At 52.5% G+C, this 17,497-nt stretch carries 16 protein-coding genes and 4 pseudogenes; 9 read left to right on the top strand and 11 right to left on the bottom strand.

The genetic code is table 11. From position 1 onward, the window contains the following. Nucleotides 1-56 precede the first annotated feature (56 nt). On the top strand, nt 57-938 hold the full coding sequence (locus LOS15_RS14505) for an SDR family oxidoreductase (RefSeq protein WP_263066641.1): 882 nt from the start codon (nt 57-59) through the stop codon (nt 936-938). Between the two features lie 116 nt (nt 939-1,054). On the opposite strand, the gene LOS15_RS14500 is transcribed toward LOS15_RS14505, so the two are convergent. The 4 genes from LOS15_RS14500 to gmk form a co-directional block, all read right to left on the bottom strand. Continuing rightward, the gene (locus tag LOS15_RS14500) at nt 1,055-1,444 is read right to left on the bottom strand and encodes a RidA family protein (protein ID WP_009098185.1); all 390 of its coding nucleotides are present in this window, start codon (nt 1,442-1,444) and stop codon (nt 1,055-1,057) included. A gap of 92 nt (nt 1,445-1,536) precedes the next feature. Then, entirely contained in the window at nt 1,537-3,669 is a 2,133-nt protein-coding gene (locus tag LOS15_RS14495; RefSeq protein ID WP_263066640.1) for a RelA/SpoT family protein, read from the bottom strand. A gap of 49 nt (nt 3,670-3,718) precedes the next feature. Then, the gene (gene rpoZ, locus LOS15_RS14490) at nt 3,719-3,973 is read right to left on the bottom strand and encodes a DNA-directed RNA polymerase subunit omega (RefSeq protein ID WP_263066638.1); all 255 of its coding nucleotides are present in this window, start codon (nt 3,971-3,973) and stop codon (nt 3,719-3,721) included. Nucleotides 3,974-4,064: 91 nt separating this feature from the next. After that, entirely contained in the window at nt 4,065-4,697 is a 633-nt protein-coding gene (gene gmk, locus LOS15_RS14485; protein WP_263066637.1) for a guanylate kinase, read from the bottom strand. Between the two features lie 226 nt (nt 4,698-4,923). Between gmk and LOS15_RS14480 the strand changes: the two genes are divergently transcribed. Next, complete coding sequence (locus tag LOS15_RS14480) at nt 4,924-5,619, top strand: extensin family protein (RefSeq protein WP_263066636.1); 696 nt, start codon at nt 4,924-4,926, stop codon at nt 5,617-5,619. A gap of 9 nt (nt 5,620-5,628) precedes the next feature. Here the strand turns inward: LOS15_RS14480 and LOS15_RS14475 are convergent, their stop codons facing one another. Together LOS15_RS14475 and LOS15_RS14470 are read right to left on the bottom strand one after the other, a co-directional pair. Further along, entirely contained in the window at nt 5,629-5,895 is a 267-nt protein-coding gene (locus tag LOS15_RS14475; RefSeq protein ID WP_263066635.1) for a hypothetical protein, read from the bottom strand. 93 nt (nt 5,896-5,988) lie between these two features. Beyond that, nucleotides 5,989-6,978: pseudogene (locus LOS15_RS14470) on the bottom strand (MFS transporter); the annotation flags it as partial. Between the two features lie 75 nt (nt 6,979-7,053). Between LOS15_RS14470 and LOS15_RS14465 the strand changes: the two are divergent. After that, nucleotides 7,054-8,624: pseudogene (locus tag LOS15_RS14465) on the top strand (IS3 family transposase). A 37-nt stretch (nt 8,625-8,661) separates the two neighbouring features. Here the strand turns inward: LOS15_RS14465 and LOS15_RS14460 are convergent. Further along, nucleotides 8,662-8,886, bottom strand: a pseudogene (locus tag LOS15_RS14460) (MFS transporter); the annotation flags it as partial. Nucleotides 8,887-9,093: 207 nt separating this feature from the next. Here LOS15_RS14460 and LOS15_RS14455 point away from each other — a divergent pair. Continuing rightward, complete coding sequence (locus LOS15_RS14455; protein WP_263066634.1) at nt 9,094-9,705, top strand: DNA-3-methyladenine glycosylase family protein; 612 nt, start codon at nt 9,094-9,096, stop codon at nt 9,703-9,705. Nucleotides 9,706-9,733: 28 nt separating this feature from the next. Here LOS15_RS14455 and LOS15_RS14450 read toward each other — a convergent pair whose 3' ends face one another. The 4 genes from LOS15_RS14450 to LOS15_RS14435 all read right to left on the bottom strand — a co-directional run bounded on the left by LOS15_RS14450 (nt 9,734) and on the right by LOS15_RS14435 (nt 13,577). Beyond that, the gene (locus LOS15_RS14450) at nt 9,734-10,609 is read right to left on the bottom strand and encodes a pirin family protein (RefSeq protein WP_263066633.1); all 876 of its coding nucleotides are present in this window, start codon (nt 10,607-10,609) and stop codon (nt 9,734-9,736) included. A 105-nt stretch (nt 10,610-10,714) separates the two neighbouring features. Further along, nucleotides 10,715-11,290: a histidine phosphatase family protein gene (locus LOS15_RS14445; protein ID WP_263066632.1), complete on the bottom strand. Its 576-nt coding sequence runs from the start codon at nt 11,288-11,290 to the stop codon at nt 10,715-10,717. 146 nt (nt 11,291-11,436) lie between these two features. Next, the gene (gene ppk2 / locus LOS15_RS14440) at nt 11,437-12,519 is read right to left on the bottom strand and encodes a polyphosphate kinase 2 (protein ID WP_263066631.1); all 1,083 of its coding nucleotides are present in this window, start codon (nt 12,517-12,519) and stop codon (nt 11,437-11,439) included. A 308-nt stretch (nt 12,520-12,827) separates the two neighbouring features. Then, a complete protein-coding gene (locus tag LOS15_RS14435) occupies nt 12,828-13,577 on the bottom strand; it encodes a hypothetical protein (RefSeq protein WP_083007731.1) in 750 nt (249 codons plus the stop codon). Nucleotides 13,578-13,757: 180 nt separating this feature from the next. Between LOS15_RS14435 and LOS15_RS14430 the strand changes: the two genes are divergently transcribed. The 5 genes and pseudogenes from LOS15_RS14430 to LOS15_RS14410 all read left to right on the top strand — a co-directional run. Further along, nucleotides 13,758-15,446, top strand: a complete 1,689-nt coding sequence (locus tag LOS15_RS14430) for a hypothetical protein (RefSeq protein ID WP_156886240.1) — start codon at nt 13,758-13,760, stop codon at nt 15,444-15,446. 78 nt (nt 15,447-15,524) lie between these two features. Next, a complete protein-coding gene (locus LOS15_RS14425) occupies nt 15,525-15,722 on the top strand; it encodes a helix-turn-helix transcriptional regulator (protein ID WP_198036742.1) in 198 nt (65 codons plus the stop codon). 324 nt (nt 15,723-16,046) lie between these two features. Beyond that, nucleotides 16,047-16,706: an inovirus Gp2 family protein gene (locus LOS15_RS14420; RefSeq protein WP_198036743.1), complete on the top strand. Its 660-nt coding sequence runs from the start codon at nt 16,047-16,049 to the stop codon at nt 16,704-16,706. Nucleotides 16,707-16,800: 94 nt separating this feature from the next. Next, nucleotides 16,801-17,262 (top strand): type I restriction-modification system subunit M N-terminal domain-containing protein, encoded by a 462-nt coding sequence (locus tag LOS15_RS14415; RefSeq protein ID WP_317629611.1) that lies wholly within the window; start codon nt 16,801-16,803, stop codon nt 17,260-17,262. Further along, nucleotides 17,247-17,417, top strand: a pseudogene (locus LOS15_RS14410) (IS3 family transposase); the annotation flags it as partial. The gene LOS15_RS14415 and the pseudogene LOS15_RS14410, both read left to right, overlap by 16 nt. Nucleotides 17,418-17,497 lie beyond the last annotated feature (80 nt).

Raw genomic sequence — 17,497 nt, 5'->3', positions numbered from 1 at the left:
CATCTCATAGAGACTTTGTATCTGATAGGGAATATTTATCAAGAGGAGTGAGCCAGGTGAAGCTAACTGTATTGATTATCGGCTGTGGCGATATCGGCATTACCTTAGGTCGTGAGCTGCTCAGCGAGGGGCATCGCGTCATTGGTTTACGCCGCCACGCTGATGCCTTACAGGGTAGTGGCATTGAGCCGCTAGCGCTGGATCTCAATAATCTTGAAGGCGCCGATGCGAAAGCACTGCCTCAAGCTGACTACGTGATTTACACCGTCAGCGCCGACCGCTTTGAAGAGAGCGCCTATCAAAGCGCTTACCCCGATGGCCTTAAACGCGTCCTAAGCGTGCTGGAACAGCACAAAAAGCCGCCAAAGCGTATTTTCTTCGTCTCGTCGACCAGCGTGTATGGCCAGCAAGAGGGCGAGGTGGTCAACGAGGCCAGCCCCACTGAATCCACCAGCTTCTCCGGCAATCTGATGTGTGAAGCGGAACAGGCGCTGCTCAACCATTCGCTCCCCGGTACCGTCGTGCGCTTTTCGGGCATTTACGGCCCAGGGCGAGATCGCCTGATTCATCAGGTAGCAGAAGGCCGTATCTCCCCGGTAACGCCGGTGATTTACTCCAACCGTATTCACCGGGACGACTGCACCGGTATTTTGGCCCATTTAATTCGCTGCCAAGAGAAGGGCCAGCCTCTTTCCGACCTCTACCTGGGAAGCGACTGCGAACCGGTTACCATGCACAACGTGATGGCGTGGCTAGCCAAACAGTTGAAAGTAGAATCGTCTGAGACCATGCAGTCACCGCTGCGCCGCCGTACCAGCAAGCGCTGCGATAACAGCCGGCTTCTTGAGACTGGCTATGAGTTTCGCTACCCAAGCTACAAAGAGGGCTATGCCCAAGTGCTTAAAGAGGGCGGCTTTTTAGAAGCGCAAAAGGCGTAACATCTAAACGCGCTATTTAGCGTGTTAATGCCACCACAATGCAAAGAGCGGGCTGTTTGAAACAGCCCGCTCTTTTTTTATCCCTGCCTATTAAACGTCACATTGAACCGTGACGTTTAGTCACCAATGACCATCACGGCCTCGGCTTCTACTTGGCTACCTTTGGGCAGCGCTTTCACGCCTACCGCTGCGCGGGCGGGGAACGGCTGGGAGAAGAACTCCTCCATCACCTTGTTTACAATGGCAAAATTATCTAGATCAACAAGGTATAGATTAAGCTTAACGATATCGCCCAGCGAACCAGCCGCTTCTTCACACACCGCTTGCAGGTTGGTGAACACCTGACGTGCCTGGGCTTCGAAATCCTCAGAAACGATCTCCATTGTCTCTGGATTGAGGGGGATCTGCCCCGACATATACACCGTATTGCCTGCTTTAATCGCCTGTGAATAGGGGCCAATGGCAGCGGGTGCTTTTTCGGTATTGATAACGGCTTTATTGCTCATGGGTGATCGTGCTCCTTAATGGTTTAAACATGATTATTTTTACCCATCACCCGTGCTGCCGCCTTTTGCCGGCAGCACGCAGGTATGGGCTATTAATTCGCCATTCGGGTAATTTTGCCTACGTTTGGCAAGTTACGGATACGCTTGATAATACGAGCGAGATGAACGCGCCCTTTCACCGATAGGGTTAAATTAATCGTAGAGAGGCGTGCATCACGCTCCTCAATGCCAATGCGCTCAATATTCGCATCCGCATCGGTCACCAGCCCGGCCAGTTCGGCCACCAGCCCACGACGGCTTTCAATTTCAATGCGCAGCGCAACAGGGAAGTCATCGTCAATCGTTTCAGACCACTCAAGCGCGAATAGCTTTTCAGGATCATTTTTCAAATCGGCGAGGTTACGACACTCGCTGCGATGCACCACTAGCCCCTTGCCTACCGAGAGATGGCCCACTACCGGGTCACCGGGCAGCGGGTGGCAACAGCGGGCAAAGTTGATCACCATGCCTTCACTGCCGCTAATCACGACGGCTTTATCGTTGCCTTCCGTCAGGGGTCGGTCGCGACGGTCGCCGTGGGCGACATCGGCTAACCGCCGCGCCACCACGTGGGCCATTCGGTTACCTAACCCCAACGACTCCAGCAGCGAATCCAGCGAGGTGACATCCAGTTCTTTAAACGCTTGGCTGAAAACACCTTCATCCAGCTCTTCTAAACTGGTTTCAAACGGCGTCAGCGCCTTATTCAGCAATCGGCGGCCCAGCATAATGGCCTCAGCCTGCTGCTGGTGTTTAAGCGCGTGACGAATGGCCGAGCGCGCTTTAGCTGTCGTTACAAAATTCAGCCACGCTAGATTAGGCTTAGCCCCGGGGGCGGTGATAATTTCCAGCGTTTGGCCGCTTTCTAACCGGGTGGAAAGCGGCGCGAGGTGGCGATCAATCCGGCAGGCAATGCAGTTATTGCCAATATCAGTATGCACACTGTAAGCGAAGTCGATCACCGTAGCACCCTGAGGCAACTCCATAATGTCGCCTTTGGGGGTAAACACGTAGATATCATCAGGGAACAGGTCATTTTTGACGTGTTCAATAAACTCTAGCGAGTCACCCGCGTGGCGCTGCATCTCCAGCAGCCCTTTCACCCAGGCGCGAGCGCGGGCGTGGCTACCTTCGGCAATCGGGTGATCAGTTTGCCCCGCTTTATAGAGCCAGTGGGCAGCAATCCCGTTATTGGCCATGGCTTCCATCTCACGGGTGCGAATCTGCACCTCAATCGGCATACCTCGCTGGCCAAACAGCGTGGTGTGCAGGCTCTGGTAGCCGTTCGCTTTGGGTATGGCGATATAGTCTTTGAAGCGCCCTGGTACCGGCTTGTAGAGATTATGCACCACGCCAAGAATGCGGTAACAGCTGGCCACGTCTTCGGTAATGATGCGAAACCCGAACACGTCCATAATTTCTGCAAACGGCTTACGCTGGTCGCGCATTTTTTTATAAATCGACAGTAAATGCTTCTGACGACCAACAACCGTTCCCGGCAGTGCCTCGTCATCCAGGCTCTGCTGTAGTGACGACTGGATTTCCCGCATGGCACTACGACGATTACCCCGCGCACTGGCCACAGCGCGCTTAATACGCTCGGCCCGCATAGGGTGAATCGCTTGAAACGAGAGGTCTTCCAGCTCAATACGGATGGTATTGATGCCCAGACGCCCGGCAATGCGCGCGTAAATTTCCAGCGTTTCGCGGGCAATACGGCGCTTTTTATCGGGCCGCAGCGCGCCTAAGGTGCGCATATTGTGCAGCCGGTCGGCTAGTTTAACGATAATGACGCGAATATCCCGCGACATCGCCAGCACCATCTTTTGAAAATTCTCCGCCTGAGCGACGGCTTTATCTTCAAAGGTGATTTGGGTCAGCTTAGAGACACCATCCACTAGCTCTGCCACGGGCTTGCCGAACTGGGTCGCCAGGGCTTTTTTTGAGACGCCGGTGTCTTCAATGACATCATGCAGCATGGCCGCCATCAGGCTCTGATGGTCCATGTGCATATTAGCGAGAATGTTGGCGACGGCGAGCGGATGGGTAACGTAAGGTTCGCCAGAGCGACGACGCTGACCATCGTGGGCCTGCTCGGCGTAGTAGAAGGCGCGCTTGACCTGCTGGATCTCGTCCGGGGGTAAGTAGCCGCCAAGTCGGTCGGCCAGGTCATCAATGGTGAACATTTACCGCGCCTCTAATCGGTTCGTAGCCCTAGTGGCTCTGTTTTTAAGCTTAGTCGTCGATATGAGGCGTCATTGCAGGACGCGTGCGCACGGGGGCTTCAACTGGCTCGTCAAGAATCGTGTGATCAACCAGACCCGCCGCAATCTCACGCAGCGCCACCACGGTGGGCTTATCATTTTCCCACGCCAGCTGTGTATCGCGAGAGCCACGCGCCAGTTGACGCGCGCGGTGAGTAGAGATCATCACCAGTTTGAAGCGGTTTTCAACATTTTCCAGACAATCTTCAACGGTTACGCGAGCCATGGGGGCCTTCCTGTAATGACGACGCCAGGCCGGCGTTGTTAGATAACGTTGCCGGCCAGCGAAAAAAAGAGTGGTGATAGGACCTGATAGATTACTCGACGCTAGGCGCCTGTGACAAGAGCGCGTCGAGCAACGGTGCGTGACGCTTTTGCATCGCAGCCCGTGTTAAGCGGCGGCTGATCACCAGCGACTGCAATTCTTGCAGGGCGGTGGTGAAGTCGTCGTTAATGACTAAGTAATCGTACTCATCATAATGCGACATTTCGCTAACCGCATCGCGCATACGCCGGGCAATGATCGCGTGTTCATCGGTGCCTCGGCTGGCAAGACGCCGTTCCAGCTCACTGCGCGACGGAGGCAGGATGAAAATTGACACTGCAGAAGAGAGCTGTTGGCGGACCTGCTGAGCACCCTGCCAGTCAATCTCCAAAATAACATCTTGCCCCGCATCCAGCAGCGCTTGTACGGCTTGACGCGACGTGCCGTAGTAATTATCAAAGACCTTGGCATACTCAAAAAAGTCGCTATCTGCGATCTTTGCTTCAAACTCGGGCACCGATATAAAGTGGTAGTTAACGCCGTCTACCTCCCCTTCGCGCCTGCTGCGCGTGGTGTGCGATACCGACACCTGAATACCATCCAGGCTCTCAATTAGCTCGCGAACCAAGCTGGTTTTGCCAGCACCCGATGGGGCAGACACGATAAAAAGCGTACCCTGGGACATGAAGCGCTTCCCTAATTAGCAAAAAAGTTAGCAAAAAAGCGTGTAAAACGTGGCTAAAACGATTGGCCAAACAGGCTATACAGTTAACCGCGCCAACCCCTGTCGTTATTAGCAGCGCTACTATTGCCCGCACTTGCCATATACAAACATGCATAAAGTAACGTGCAGTATCGCACACCCATAGCGTGGGCTGTAGGGTTTCGCGCGCAGTGATAAGGAGATCAACATGCGCAGTACGGTAATAATTTTATGCTTAATTGCGCTTGGAACAGCGCTACATAAAGGGGTTATCGAGATCCCCCGCCACTGGGCACCCTGGGCGCCGTTACATGTCGACGACCCGATCACCCCCGTTACCCAGTTCAAACTCAAACGCTTAAATGACAATCGTAAGGCCTGCCTGGCGGCGTTGGATACGGTATCTGAGCGCGAGCTTCGCTACACGCCGCTGGCCGATTACACGCCGACGGCTAATTGCCCGCTCAGCAACGTGGTACGTATGCACTCCAGCAGCGTGCGTTTTAACCAAAGCTTTGTCGCCAGTTGCCCGCTGGCCCTGGCCTGGGTGATGTATGAGCGCCATTCGCTGCAGCCTGCGGCACAAAAGATTATGGGCAGCCGAGTCGCTCAGGTAAACCATGTGGGCAGCTTTGCCTGTCGCAATGTGTATGGTCGTGAAACGGGTAGGCGCAGTGAGCATGCCACCGCTGAAGCGCTGGATGTCGTGGGGTTTCAGCTCGAGAACGGCCAGCAAGTTTTGCTGATTAACGATTGGGATGATGAAGGCAACGTGGGCGATTTTTTACGGGCAGCGCGGGATGGCGCCTGCGATACCTTCGGCAACGTCCTGGGGCCAGACTACAACGCCGCACATGCCGACCACTTTCATCTAGGCATGCGCGGCTTTAGGCTCTGCCGCTAGGCAAGCAGGTTATTCGAGGTTGATATCCTCTTCATCTGTGGCGGCCCCGGTGGCGGCACCTACGCCACCGCCAATTACGGCACCTTGAGTGACGCTGCCACCGGTCACTGCAGCAGCCCCGGCGCCAACGGCTGCACCTACCCCGGCACCGCTGGTGGCGCGCTCGCCAGTGGTTGAACCACAGCCCGCCAAAACCAGCGTTAATGCGGCAATAGCACTTAATGTTATGAGGCGCGGGGTTAGTACGTGCGACGTCTTCATTACTTGAGTATGCATAGGGTCACCTCCTTATGGTTTGCACCCTTACACCCTAGGAACGATGCGCGCTTTTTGCCACTTTAAATCCCCACCGAATTTTTTAGCCACAGCTTATTTATAGCTCTGAACAGCGGCAGGCTCTGCGGGGTAAGTGCGGTTTTCAAGCCAGCGCCCCCCGGCAAAAATCACCAAACCACACAGCGCCAGACCGGTTCCCACCAGCCCCGTGCTTGACCAGCTAAACCCGGCGCTAATGGCCGAACCCGCCAGCCACGCGCCCAGCGCGTTAGCCCCGTTAAAGGCCGCATGGTTCATAGACGCCGCCATAGTTTGGGCATCTTCGGCCACATCCATCAGGCGGGTTTGCAGCGAGGGCGCCAGCGCCATGCTGGTCCCCACTAACCCCACAAACAAAAGCCCCGACCACACCTCGTTGGCGGCAAAGTAGAAGAGCCCCTGCACCACGGCACACCACACTAAAATGGTAGGAATGGCCCGCATTAGGTTTTTATCCGCCATGCGCCCGCCCACCAAGTTACCGGCGATAGAGCCCAGTCCAAAAATCACCAGTACCAGTGGCCCTAACGCTTCGCTCATGCCCGCCTGCTGGGTCAATGTAGGCATAACATAGCTGAAGATCGAGAACATACCGCCGCAGCCAATACAGGCAATTGCGATGGTGACCAGCACCCGCTGCTTCACCAGTGCAGACAGCTCTCTCAACGGGCTGGCGTGGACATCAAACGGCTGAACCGGCACACATAACCGAATAAGCAGCGCCGTTAACAGCGCAATGACCCCCACCCCGGCAAAAGCGATTTGCCAACCAAACGCGTTACCCGCCCAGGTACCCAACGGCGCGCCAATCAAAATGGCTACCGTAAGCCCCATCATTACCCTTGAAATAGCCCGCGCTCGCTGGTCAATCGGCACCGCTCCTGCCGCGACCAACGCCGCTATGCCAAAGTAGGCCCCATGGGGCAGCCCCGCCAAAAAGCGCAGGCCCACAAACGACCAAAACCCCGGTGCCATGGCGCTGGCAATATTGCCCACGGCAAACACCAGCATCAGCGCAATCAGCAGCGCCCGCCTGGGTACCCGCCCCCTCTGTCAGCCTAGTTGTCCGGTTGGCGATATCGCCTAAATCACATCCAGAGGGAGCGGCATGGAGCGCGTGTGCCACGTTATTCTAAAGAGCGTAAAGCCGCTGTACTGAAAAAGTTGCTACCACCCCACAATCGCAGTGTGGTGTCAGTCTCTACGGAAGAAGGCATCTCTGACGCGACGCTGTATAGTTGGTTAAAACAGTGTCGAGAAAAAGGAGTGCCTGTGCCGGGTTATACCCAAAGCGACAACGAATGGTCGCCTGACGCCAAGCTCGCTGTGGTCATCGAAACTGCCACCCTGTCAGAAACAGAGCTGGGTGCTTACTGCCGCGAAAAAGGCCTGTATCCCGAGCAAATCCAGCAGTGGAAAGCCGCTTGTCTTCAGGGCGCTGGGCAACAAGAACATCATCAAAAAACGGCACAAAAACAGCGTAAAGAAGACCGTAAAACGATCAAGCAGCTCAAAGCGGAAGTGCGTCGCAAAGACAGAGCCTTAGCGGAAACCACGTCATTGCTGGTGCTCTCAAAAAAGCTCGACGCCTTGTACGGCGAAGACCCGAACAGCGGCGAGGACGACTGACGTCGCTTGAGGAACGTACAAGGCTCATTGCGTTGTTTGATGAAGCGGTTACCGGAGGGGCTTCCCGTTATCAAGCAGCGGCGATTATCGACCTGAGTGAGCGCACGCTTAAACGTTGGCGCTCTGACTGTGGCGCTGTGATTGAGGATCAGCGCCCGCAAGCAGTACAAGGCATGCAGCCGCATCAACTGACTCACGAGGAGGAACAAGCCATATTGAACGCTTGTAATCGTCCTGAATATCAGAGCTTGCCGCCGTCTCAAATCGTGCCGTCACTGGCTGATCAAGGGGTCTACTTGGCCTCCGAGTCGTCATTTTATCGAGTGCTGAAAAAGCACCAACAGCAGCACCATCGAGGGCGAATGAAGCCACGCCGCTCAGTACCAGAGCCGACGAGCTTTACGGCCACTGGGCCCAATCAAGTCTGGTGCTGGGACATCAGCTACTGCTCTTCCGTTGTGCGTGGTCAGCACTGGTATCTTTACCTGATTATGGATATCTACAGTCGCAAAATCATCGCCTGGGAAGTCCACGAGGCGGAATCAGGCGAGTTAGCGAAACACTTGCTGGAGCGTGCCCTATTGCGCGAAGGCTGCTGGCATCATCCTCCGGTATTGCACTCTGATAACGGTGCGCCGATGACGTCTTATACGCTGAAAGCGAGGTTAACAGAGCTGGGGATGTTGATGTCTTACAGCCGACCGAGGGTGAGCAATGACAACCCTTACTCAGAAGCGTTGTTCCGCACTGTCAAATATTGCCCAGCGTGGCCCACAAAGGGCTTTGCATCGCTAAACGCGGTACGTGACTGGATGCTGACGTTCGAACACGCTTACAACGAACAACACCTGCACAGTGGTATTCGCTACGTGACGCCCGCTGACCGGCATCAAGGTGTCGATCGAGAACGCCTTGAACATCGCAAAGCGGTTTATGAAAGAGCTAAACGTCGGCATCCACAGCGTTGGTCGGGGAGCACCCGAAACTGGGAGGCACCCGGTTCGGTAGCGCTCAACCCTGGCAAGCTTCAGGAAGTCGAGCGTAATAAACAGGCTGCTTAGAGGCAGCTATTTGGACAACTAGGTTGAAAATCACCGCCCGCGCGGCAAGCGCGGAAATCAGCGGCGCACCCACCACCACGCCCAGTGCGTAGCTACTAATCGCATAGCCTACTTGGGGCACCGTCACGGCTAAATCCTCCGCCACGCGGTTCATCAACCCCATAATGACGAACTCGCTGGTGCCAATGCCGAACCCGCCCAGCGCCAGAACAAACTCTGCCAATCGCGGGTTACGCGCCAGCCCCGTTGACGACTCTTGCATACCTCTCTCCCCAAGCGCTGGATAAAGCGCCTGCTTATAAAACGGTCTTGGATAACCACAAATGATGGCAGGATTAGACGAAAGTAGAAATATGAGACGCTAAAAAAGTTAGCGTGCAAAGTGGTATCCCCGTGGACACTTACGCGGCAGCACCCAAGAGGCAACTGCTAGGATGTTACGATTATCTTTTCATTAAGTGAGCCGGTTATGACCTCCAGCACCATCGAGCACGCCATGCAGGCACTGGCCAATGCCGACACCGACATTGCGCGTGCTTACCCTTTAGTCGGCGCACCCGACCCGCGCCAGCGCGACCCAGGCTTTGCCACCTTCTTCTCGACCATCGTCAGCCAGCAGATATCCACCGAAGCCGCTCGGGCGATTATGGGCCGGGTGAATACACTGCTGCCGGAACTGCACGCCAAGGCGGTGATGGAGGTGGAAGGCCAGGCGCTGCGGGATGCAGGCTTGTCGTGGCGCAAGATCGAGTATGCCAAAGGGCTGGCAGAAGCGGAGCTTGCGGGCACCTTTAGCGCCGATGGCTTAGCGCACCTCAGCGATGACGAGGCGATTGCCGCGATTACCGAACTGCGTGGGTTTGGCCGCTGGAGCGCGGAGATTTACCTAATGTTCTCGCTCCAGCGCCCCGATATTTTCCCCGCCGACGACCTCGCGTTAAGGGTAGCGCTAGGCCGTTTGAAGGGCATGGAGAACAAACCCACGCCGAAGCGGGCGCGCCAGATGGTAGAGCACTGGGCTCCCTGGCGCAGCGTGGGGTCGCTGTTTTTATGGCACTACTATCGCGGCGAGCCGGTCTAGCGCGAGTCTTTAGATCATTAGCGGGTCTTTAAAGCGTCAGCCCACCAAACTTGCCGTTCTGGTAATCCTCCACCGCCTGAACGATCTCATCGCGGGTGGTCATCACAAAGGGGCCGTGGGAATAAACCGCTTCATCGATTACTTCGCCATGACCAAACAGCAGGCGCGCATCGCTCGCCGCCTCAATGCTTAGGCTTTCACCGTCACGGTCGACCTCAATTAAATGGTGCGCCTTAGCAGGCTCGCCGCCCACCGTCACGTTGCCACTCACCACGTATAGAAACACCTGCCGCCCAGGAGCCACGGGCAGCTGCTCATGCGTACCCGCAGGCAGCGCAAGCGTGGACATAAATATGCCTGTCAGCGACTCGATAGGGCCTGACTGCCCCTGCCACTCCCCGGCAATAAGGTTGAGCGTACCGCCGCCCGCCAGAGGAACCGCGGGAATGCCCTCCTGCTGCAAGCCCACATAGCGCGGCTCGCTCATTTTTAGGCGTGACGGCAGATTGACCCACAGCTGCAGGATTTCAAGCGGCCCGCCCTCGCGCAGAAACTCAGGGGGCGATATCTCTGCATGCACGATACCGCTGCCTGCGGTCATCCACTGCACGCCACCTGCGTGAATTACGCTTTGGTGCTTGGCGCTATCAGCATGGGCCAGCGAACCGTCCAAAATAAACGTCACCGTTTCAAACCCACGGTGCGGATGCGGCCCAAAGGGAAGCCCCTGATTGTTTGCCGGGTAAACCTGCGGGCCGTGGTGATTCAAAAACAGAAACGGATCAAGCTGATCCAACCCCGGTCCCGGCAGCGGCCGACGGGTGACCAAATCACCGATATCATCCCGATGGGCAGGATGCTGCGCGACCACACGGCGAACGGATTGAGTATGGGTTGATGACATAACGCTCTCCTTATCAATACGCCCAGCGTAAAACCTCAGCATAGCGATGAGGAGCGAATAATTTGCCCCGATTTAATGAAAGAAATTGAAGACGATGATGCAGCCTTACTCTCGGCTAAGGCTCAGCGTACCTACGACAACGACCTCTTGCCCCTCTGGACGCACCACGGCCATATCGCCGGACGGCACCACACCGCCAATCAGCGCGGTGATATTGACCTGGTGGGTGACCAACATCAGATTGCCCGGCCCTTGCCACGCCAGAATGGCAGCGCGCATGGCCTGAGTGCGTGCCTCGCGTTCGCTGACATTACGGAAAAATGAGTCTAGCCATGGCGTTGGCTCTACCGCTCCTAAAGCTAAACGTTCAGCGGTTTCCAGCGCACGGCACCAGCGCGATGAGTACACCGCCTCAATAGGTATCCGCCTATCACGAAACGCTTGCCCAACCGACGTTGCCTGGGCGCGCCCCTCTGCTGATAAATTGCGCTGGGTATCACACACCTCAAGCTTAAACGCAGGCGGGTCGCCAATGCCTGGCGCCAGCGCATGACGCATTAAAATCACCAAGCCGCCTTCTTGGAGGGCTTGCCAGGTAGCGGTGTTGGCGTAGGTGGTGAGGGGCAGAATGCTCAGCATACAGAGCAGTAGAACGAAAGAGAGGTAGCGCAACATCAGCATGGCAGGGCATCCTCGATCAAGGTAGAAGCACCATTGTCTAGCGTGTTGCTAGTACCAGCGGCAAAGCTAGTTGGGTGCTAAGTTAACAGTAGCACTAGATGCTAGCCTTGCACTGCCTACCTATGAACCGAGGCCCCCACGGGGCTTTAGCTGTTTGAAAACTCAGCGCGACCTACTACCAAGGGATCAGTTGCCCCAATGTTATTAATATCTTTACCTTCATAATCGAAAGCATTTAACACGTAGCGCATGGCATTGAGACGCGCACGTTTTTTGCAGTTTGACTTGATGACCACCCAAGGACACTCGGAGTGATCCGTATGGAAAAACATGGTCTCTTTAGCTGCCGTGTACTCATCCCATTTTTCCAGCGATGCCAAATCAATCGGGCTCAGCTTCCAACGTTTGAGTGGATGTAGTTCACGCTCTTTAAAACGACGCTGCTGCTCTTCACGACTGACCGAAAACCAGAACTTGATGATGTGCACTCCGCTGCCCACCAAGTTGCGCTCAAGTTCAGGCGCTTGACGTAAAAAGTCCTGATGCTGCTGGTCGGTGCAAAAACCCATGACCCGCTCAACGCCCGCCCGGTTGTACCAGGAGCGGTCAAACAGAACGAGTTCACCGTGCGTTGGCAAGTGTTTAATGTAGCGCTGGAAGTACCACTGCCCCTGCTCGGTTTCTGTCGGCTTTTCAAGCGCTACGACCCGGGAGCCACGCGGGTTTAAATGCTCCATAAAGCGCTTAATAGTGCCGCCCTTTCCTGCAGCATCACGACCTTCAAAGATAATAACGACACGCTGACGCGTTTTTTTAATCCACGCTTGGAGCTTTAGCAATTCCACTTGAAGGTAGTATTTCTGCTTTTCGTACGTTTTACGAGACAGCCGATTCTTATAGGGGTACGGCGCAGAGCGCCAATCGTCGACTAACGCTTCATCCTTTGAAACCGTGCGGCCTTTTTCGAACTGTTTCCAATGCAGCAGTGCTTTTTTCAGCTCAGCTACGTCATCCAATGACGCACCTTCAATAATATCAGCAACCGCTTTTAGCGTTTCTTCATGAGGCTCAGGCAGCGGGCCTTTTAACCCCAATATATCGGCAATGGCGACGGCCTGCGCCTCTTGGGCACCGTGGGTCTTCTTCACAACGCTAAATTCATCTACCCATGAGGGTTGCCCTTCAGATGGCGTGGCTGTCGTTTTATTATCGAGGCTCGCTTTGACCATTGCCCTTCTCTCTTGTTTGGTTTGACGATAGCAGGGGCAATATTTTATTAGGTGCTGACTAAGTTGATAGTGATACGCGTCAACAACTACCAACGAAAACACTTGTGTGCATTGTTATATCACTCAATATTTTGAATCTTAAAATAGAATAAAAGTAAAAAACCATTTAAAATCAATATATTAAAACAAAATAAACACAAAAAATATGCAATTACTACCCAATACACTACCCAACTAGCGTTAGGGAAGACCCAAAACGAAGACCATACTGAAAGTATCGATTGCAGCCTCCGCTCTTTTGTTCTGCATCACTGACTATGGCCACTTCTATTCCCCAAACCGTCCCCCCCATGAAACAGAATAAATTTGTGCATCCGTTCATTTAGCGAAGGTCCTACCCTCATACGCATTAATTGCAATTTACCAAGCTCCAGCTCTACTTCCGCAACGCGCTTTGTTACTGAATCGCAGTATGCCTTTATCGCTTCGCTATCAATCACTGCGTTGTCCAATTTACCTACTAGCGCTTCATATCTGCAGCGGTGATCTATTTCTTCAGACAGGGCTTTTTGCAAGTCCTCAACAGCTTTACTTAAAACACTCTTGATCTGATTAGCCTCCTTCTTTTGCTTTTCCAGCTTCAACAAAAATGATTCTTTTTCTTTTTTATATTTTTCCGTGTCTTGCTTTTGCTCATGTACTGCATTGCTGATGACTTGGCCAAGCGTCTCCACCTGAGATTGACCGCTTTTTTTAGCCAAGGCTTTCAATTGCCTTTGAGCCTCTTTGGACATTTGGATTGATACGGGATTGCCATGCTTTTTGCGATGCTTGCGCACATTCCAATTAGCTTGCATACGGCGACTTAGCTCCCGAAAAACGGCAGTGTCTAGAACGTCCCCTAACATGTAAACCGTTTGTTGCACGCCGTATTGGTTGAGAGTTGTTGTCAACGCGCTAGGTAGTAATCCCGCCGTTGATTTGCGCACTAAGTAATTTGCAATCCAATTAAATTGCTCAAGATCCCCCACATCAACCCATTCAAACGGTCGTGTCATCAGCAGAACCTATAAAGAAAAGTGGAAGCAAAAATTCGTAAAAAACCATGCTTCATCGCTAAAGCAAAAGCATATTACAGTGTAAAGTTACAACGTAGTATAACAATGTAATAAATAATTGTTTATATAGTCCGCAATACCGGATTTTTATTTTCTATAAACTGCCGTATATTGCTTGCTATGAATGCAACAATACTGACCTACAGAGATGCTCGATTAACGCCTGAAGCGCGTTGGCTACTGATGCAGTGGGCATCAGTTATTGGTCTTGAAAAGAGTATCGACTGCCCTTTGCAAACCCTCTTTACTCGCCTAGGCCTAACGTATGCGCAAGGTCGCCGAGCTTGGGAGGTACTCATTGATAAGTACGGTGACAGGCAAGAACAGTTCATTGAAATTGAGCGCCTACCTATCAAAGGGCCAGGGAGGCCAGCTTCGCGTTATCGTTTGTCAGCAAAGCTTGTGAAGGCACTACAGAAGAGCCCATCGTCTTCTACGCACCATGCAGAAGAAATAGCCACACTCACAAAAACGACCCTACTGTCTGCTGAAAATAGAACGAAGGATTTGGTAAGAGATGGGCGTCGACGCCGCTCAAGGTTGACCTTACCTAACCGATGGCTACTCATGGTATTGCTAGCTCATGCTGATACGCCAGGTGTCATAACCAGCCTTGGAATATCAAAAATGCGCGTTCTTACGGGGATGTCACGCTCTCGCATAGATAGGCAACTGAAGAAGCTGGTCGATGTAGGGGTCATTGCGCACCATGAGCCGGGGCGATACTCACACCAAGCTAAAAAACGCAAAACCTCTATTTATTTTCTTGATTTAGCGCACCATTCATTTGGAAAACACACAAGAACGCCCAACACAATTGTGTCTCCACCCTCAAGCACCAAACCCGAGGTAACGGAATCAAGAAAAGGTGAAATAAAAAGAACAGAGTTGTTAGGTGGGATAGTGGATGCGGTGATGACTGCAGGGGTATGTACCTTGCAAATCGAAGCATTGTTGAAGGAGTACGATGCCATCAAGGATTCTGAGAGCATCGTGTCAGACGATACTAAGGAGGAATCAAAACAAGACAATGACCCCTATCGCGAAGCCAAAAACTACCAAAAAAAATATTACAAACTAAAAAGGGTTCTTGAACAAGCGCTATCACTGCTGCCAAACACGCGTTATCTAGAGGGCGGTATTGAAGAGCTTCTTAAACACTACGATGAGGAGGATGCAAACTGGTTACTTACCAGCGTTCATATCGACACTTGTCGTCTGCTAACTTACTCCTGGAATAAATTAAAAAAAGGTTTTCTCGGGCCTGAACAGCCATGCCATGACGTCATAGTGGCGACTGCTCGCCGTCTAGGCATAACCCCTAAGTATGTGATCGAAGCTGAACCTGAGCAGGAATCAGAACCCGATTCTGAAAAAACAGAAGACTATACAAAGGCGTTGGACGATGCAAAGCATCATAGGCCTTCCGAAGACGATCCAGTCACAGAGCAAATCTCTTATCACCCCTTGACGCTACTGTTTTATGCACTGTCACACCACCTAGCCAAACAGCTTCAAAGTGCCTTCAACCCTAATGAACAAGTAGATTTTGAAACAATGACCTACATGCTCGTTCCTGTTTTCCCCAGTTCACCTAACGGCACGACGTTACCCGCATTTCAGCTACGTAGCTATGGCCTGCGCTCCGAAGATGCTGATAAAGAGCCAACAACGACTATATTCCGAAGCTATGTCAGCGAGGATCTAAAAACTTATTGGCAAACGCATCATCAGGATTGCCTTTCAGCCATCAATGATGAGCCAGATGATGCAATAGCGTCAGGCACTCAAGAGCCTACCGACTCATAACCAACAGGCGCCAAAGCCACTCTCCAATTACAAAATACTCAGCTTCCTCATGTCATGAACGAATAACAGGAGTTCGTCATGAGCATGAAACTGATCCGCATCAAAGACGTCATGGAACGCACGGGACTGGCCAGATCGACGATCTATAAGTACATCAGCCTTGGGAAGTTCCCGAAACCCGTCAAGCAGACCAGTCGGGCTGTTGCCTGGGTTGAAAGTGAGATTGCTGAGTGGATTAATGACTGCATCAAGCGCAGAGATAATGAAGAAGTTTAACCCCCAGCTACATAAACTTTTTCTAATTTAATTGAAGAGCTGTTTGTCTACACTCTATCCCCTGCTGACCCCAGCGCCCACCCGCATCCGTCGATCTATCATCAACCTTTCTGACCCTTGTTTAATTATTATTAATATAAATTAACATAATCAAAGGGTAAGGGGAGGGGCCTCAAGCCCCGTACCTAAGTAGCCGCCGAAAGGCTAATAACCGATATACCACCACTGTATTGAATCCAGCAACCACTGGAGGATTAGTCGTGCCTGTCATAACCGCTCATGTCACAGCAGCCATGGGCCATCATTCTTATCAAGGAGCCTAAAATGCTACCAGTACACTCATCAAACGCTAACCTGCACTTACTCTATAACCCCATATTCAACGGGCTAAGAATTCAAAAAAAATATCTTCCTATGGCCAGTGAATACCTTCAGGCCCTTTACGATACGATGCACAAAGCACTGAATGACTACCCACGAGTTATGGCCTTTCGAATTGAACCGAGCATCCCTACGGAAATAAGCGACAGAATGACGCTAGAAGACCACAAGCGATTGATTAAACGGTTTATTGCTTCCTTTAAAGCCATCATCAAACACGACCGACAACAAAAGCGTATGAGTGGCTGGGTGCCTGCTACCAAGGTGCGCTATGTTTGGTGCCGAGAGATAGGCTGCAACGGCAAGCCGCACTACCACTTCTTTTTCCTACTCAACCGAGATGTTTATCACTTGCTAGGTAAGGCATGCTCTCCCAATGAGAATCTAGTCAACCGGGTGTCGCGTGCTTGGTACAGCGCGCTAGGGGCTGTTTGGAACCCTCAGGAACCGTGGGTTCATGTGCCTAAGAAACCGCACTATTGGATTGATCGAAATGATGCGGACAGTTTTGAGAAAGCGTTCTACCGTGCCTCTTATTTTTGTAAAGCAGAAACGAAACAGTATGGGTTAGGAGTACGAATGTTTGGAACTAGCCGAAACTGAAGACCTCATCATGATCATTGAGCAAGGTTGCTAAGCATCGCTTTGCCCACATGCCTCCACACCGCTAAACTCGACTCACTATTTTGTGGGGGCTATGTATCAGCCATGCCCAAGGTTATCGCCATACATGGAACCAACAATTAGCCACACCGTTACGCTGCAACAGCTGGAATCCTGCTTATGGGAAGCCGCCGATATTCTGCGCGGCAATATGGATGCGTCAAAGTACAAGGATTACATCTTCGGCATGATGTTCTTGAAGCGACTTTCTGATGCTTTCGAAGAAGCTCAGGAGTCGGTGGTTGAATATTACCTCAGCAGGGGCAAAAGCGAAGCCCAGGCGCGTGAGCTGGCTGATGATGAAGACGAGTACGACAAAACCTTCTATATTCCGCCGGTTGCTCGCTGGGGGGCTATCAAAAACCTTAAGCACAATATTGGCGCGGAGTTGAACAAGGCCACCGAAGCGAGTGAAAAGCACAACGCCACGCCGGAAGGCGTGCTGGTGTCTATCGACTTAAATATCAAGAACAAGCTCTCTTCTTTGGAACGCTGAAGTTTGAATATTTCTATTTGAACCGCTTCGACAACATTGAGCTGTTACAGGCGGGTATCTGCCACCATATCCATTACTACAACCACGAGCGAATCAAGACCAAACTAAAAGGCCTGAGTCCGGTACATTACCGACATCAGGCCTTGGCCGCTTAGTTTTTTACTGTCCAACTTTTTGGGGTCAGTTCACTTCACTGGATTTTTAGCTATAGCGTGATGGTTCATTTCTTTCTCAC

Origin of the sequence: Halomonas sp. 7T, assembly GCF_025643255.1 — a bacterium.
Lineage (GTDB): Bacteria > Pseudomonadota > Gammaproteobacteria > Pseudomonadales > Halomonadaceae > Vreelandella.
The sequence above is the reverse complement of the archived record's forward strand: the minus strand, read 5'-3'. Positions and strand labels throughout refer to the sequence as shown.

Coding starts and splice junctions, on each gene's coding strand:
- LOS15_RS14425 (WP_198036742.1), top strand. CDS start 15,525: ATGAGCATGAAACTGATCCGCATCAAAGACGTCATGGAACGCACGGGA.
- LOS15_RS14495 (WP_263066640.1), bottom strand. CDS start 3,669: ATGTTCACCATTGATGACCTGGCCGACCGACTTGGCGGCTACTTACCC.
- LOS15_RS14480 (WP_263066636.1), top strand. CDS start 4,924: ATGCGCAGTACGGTAATAATTTTATGCTTAATTGCGCTTGGAACAGCG.
- LOS15_RS14450 (WP_263066633.1), bottom strand. CDS start 10,609: ATGTCATCAACCCATACTCAATCCGTTCGCCGTGTGGTCGCGCAGCAT.
- LOS15_RS14435 (WP_083007731.1), bottom strand. CDS start 13,577: ATGACACGACCGTTTGAATGGGTTGATGTGGGGGATCTTGAGCAATTT.
- LOS15_RS14475 (WP_263066635.1), bottom strand. CDS start 5,895: ATGCATACTCAAGTAATGAAGACGTCGCACGTACTAACCCCGCGCCTC.
- ppk2 (WP_263066631.1), bottom strand. CDS start 12,519: ATGGTCAAAGCGAGCCTCGATAATAAAACGACAGCCACGCCATCTGAA.
- rpoZ (WP_263066638.1), bottom strand. CDS start 3,973: ATGGCTCGCGTAACCGTTGAAGATTGTCTGGAAAATGTTGAAAACCGC.
- LOS15_RS14430 (WP_156886240.1), top strand. CDS start 13,758: ATGAATGCAACAATACTGACCTACAGAGATGCTCGATTAACGCCTGAA.
- LOS15_RS14500 (WP_009098185.1), bottom strand. CDS start 1,444: ATGAGCAATAAAGCCGTTATCAATACCGAAAAAGCACCCGCTGCCATT.
- LOS15_RS14445 (WP_263066632.1), bottom strand. CDS start 11,290: ATGCTGATGTTGCGCTACCTCTCTTTCGTTCTACTGCTCTGTATGCTG.
- LOS15_RS14455 (WP_263066634.1), top strand. CDS start 9,094: ATGACCTCCAGCACCATCGAGCACGCCATGCAGGCACTGGCCAATGCC.
- gmk (WP_263066637.1), bottom strand. CDS start 4,697: ATGTCCCAGGGTACGCTTTTTATCGTGTCTGCCCCATCGGGTGCTGGC.
- LOS15_RS14415 (WP_317629611.1), top strand. CDS start 16,801: ATGTATCAGCCATGCCCAAGGTTATCGCCATACATGGAACCAACAATT.
- LOS15_RS14420 (WP_198036743.1), top strand. CDS start 16,047: ATGCTACCAGTACACTCATCAAACGCTAACCTGCACTTACTCTATAAC.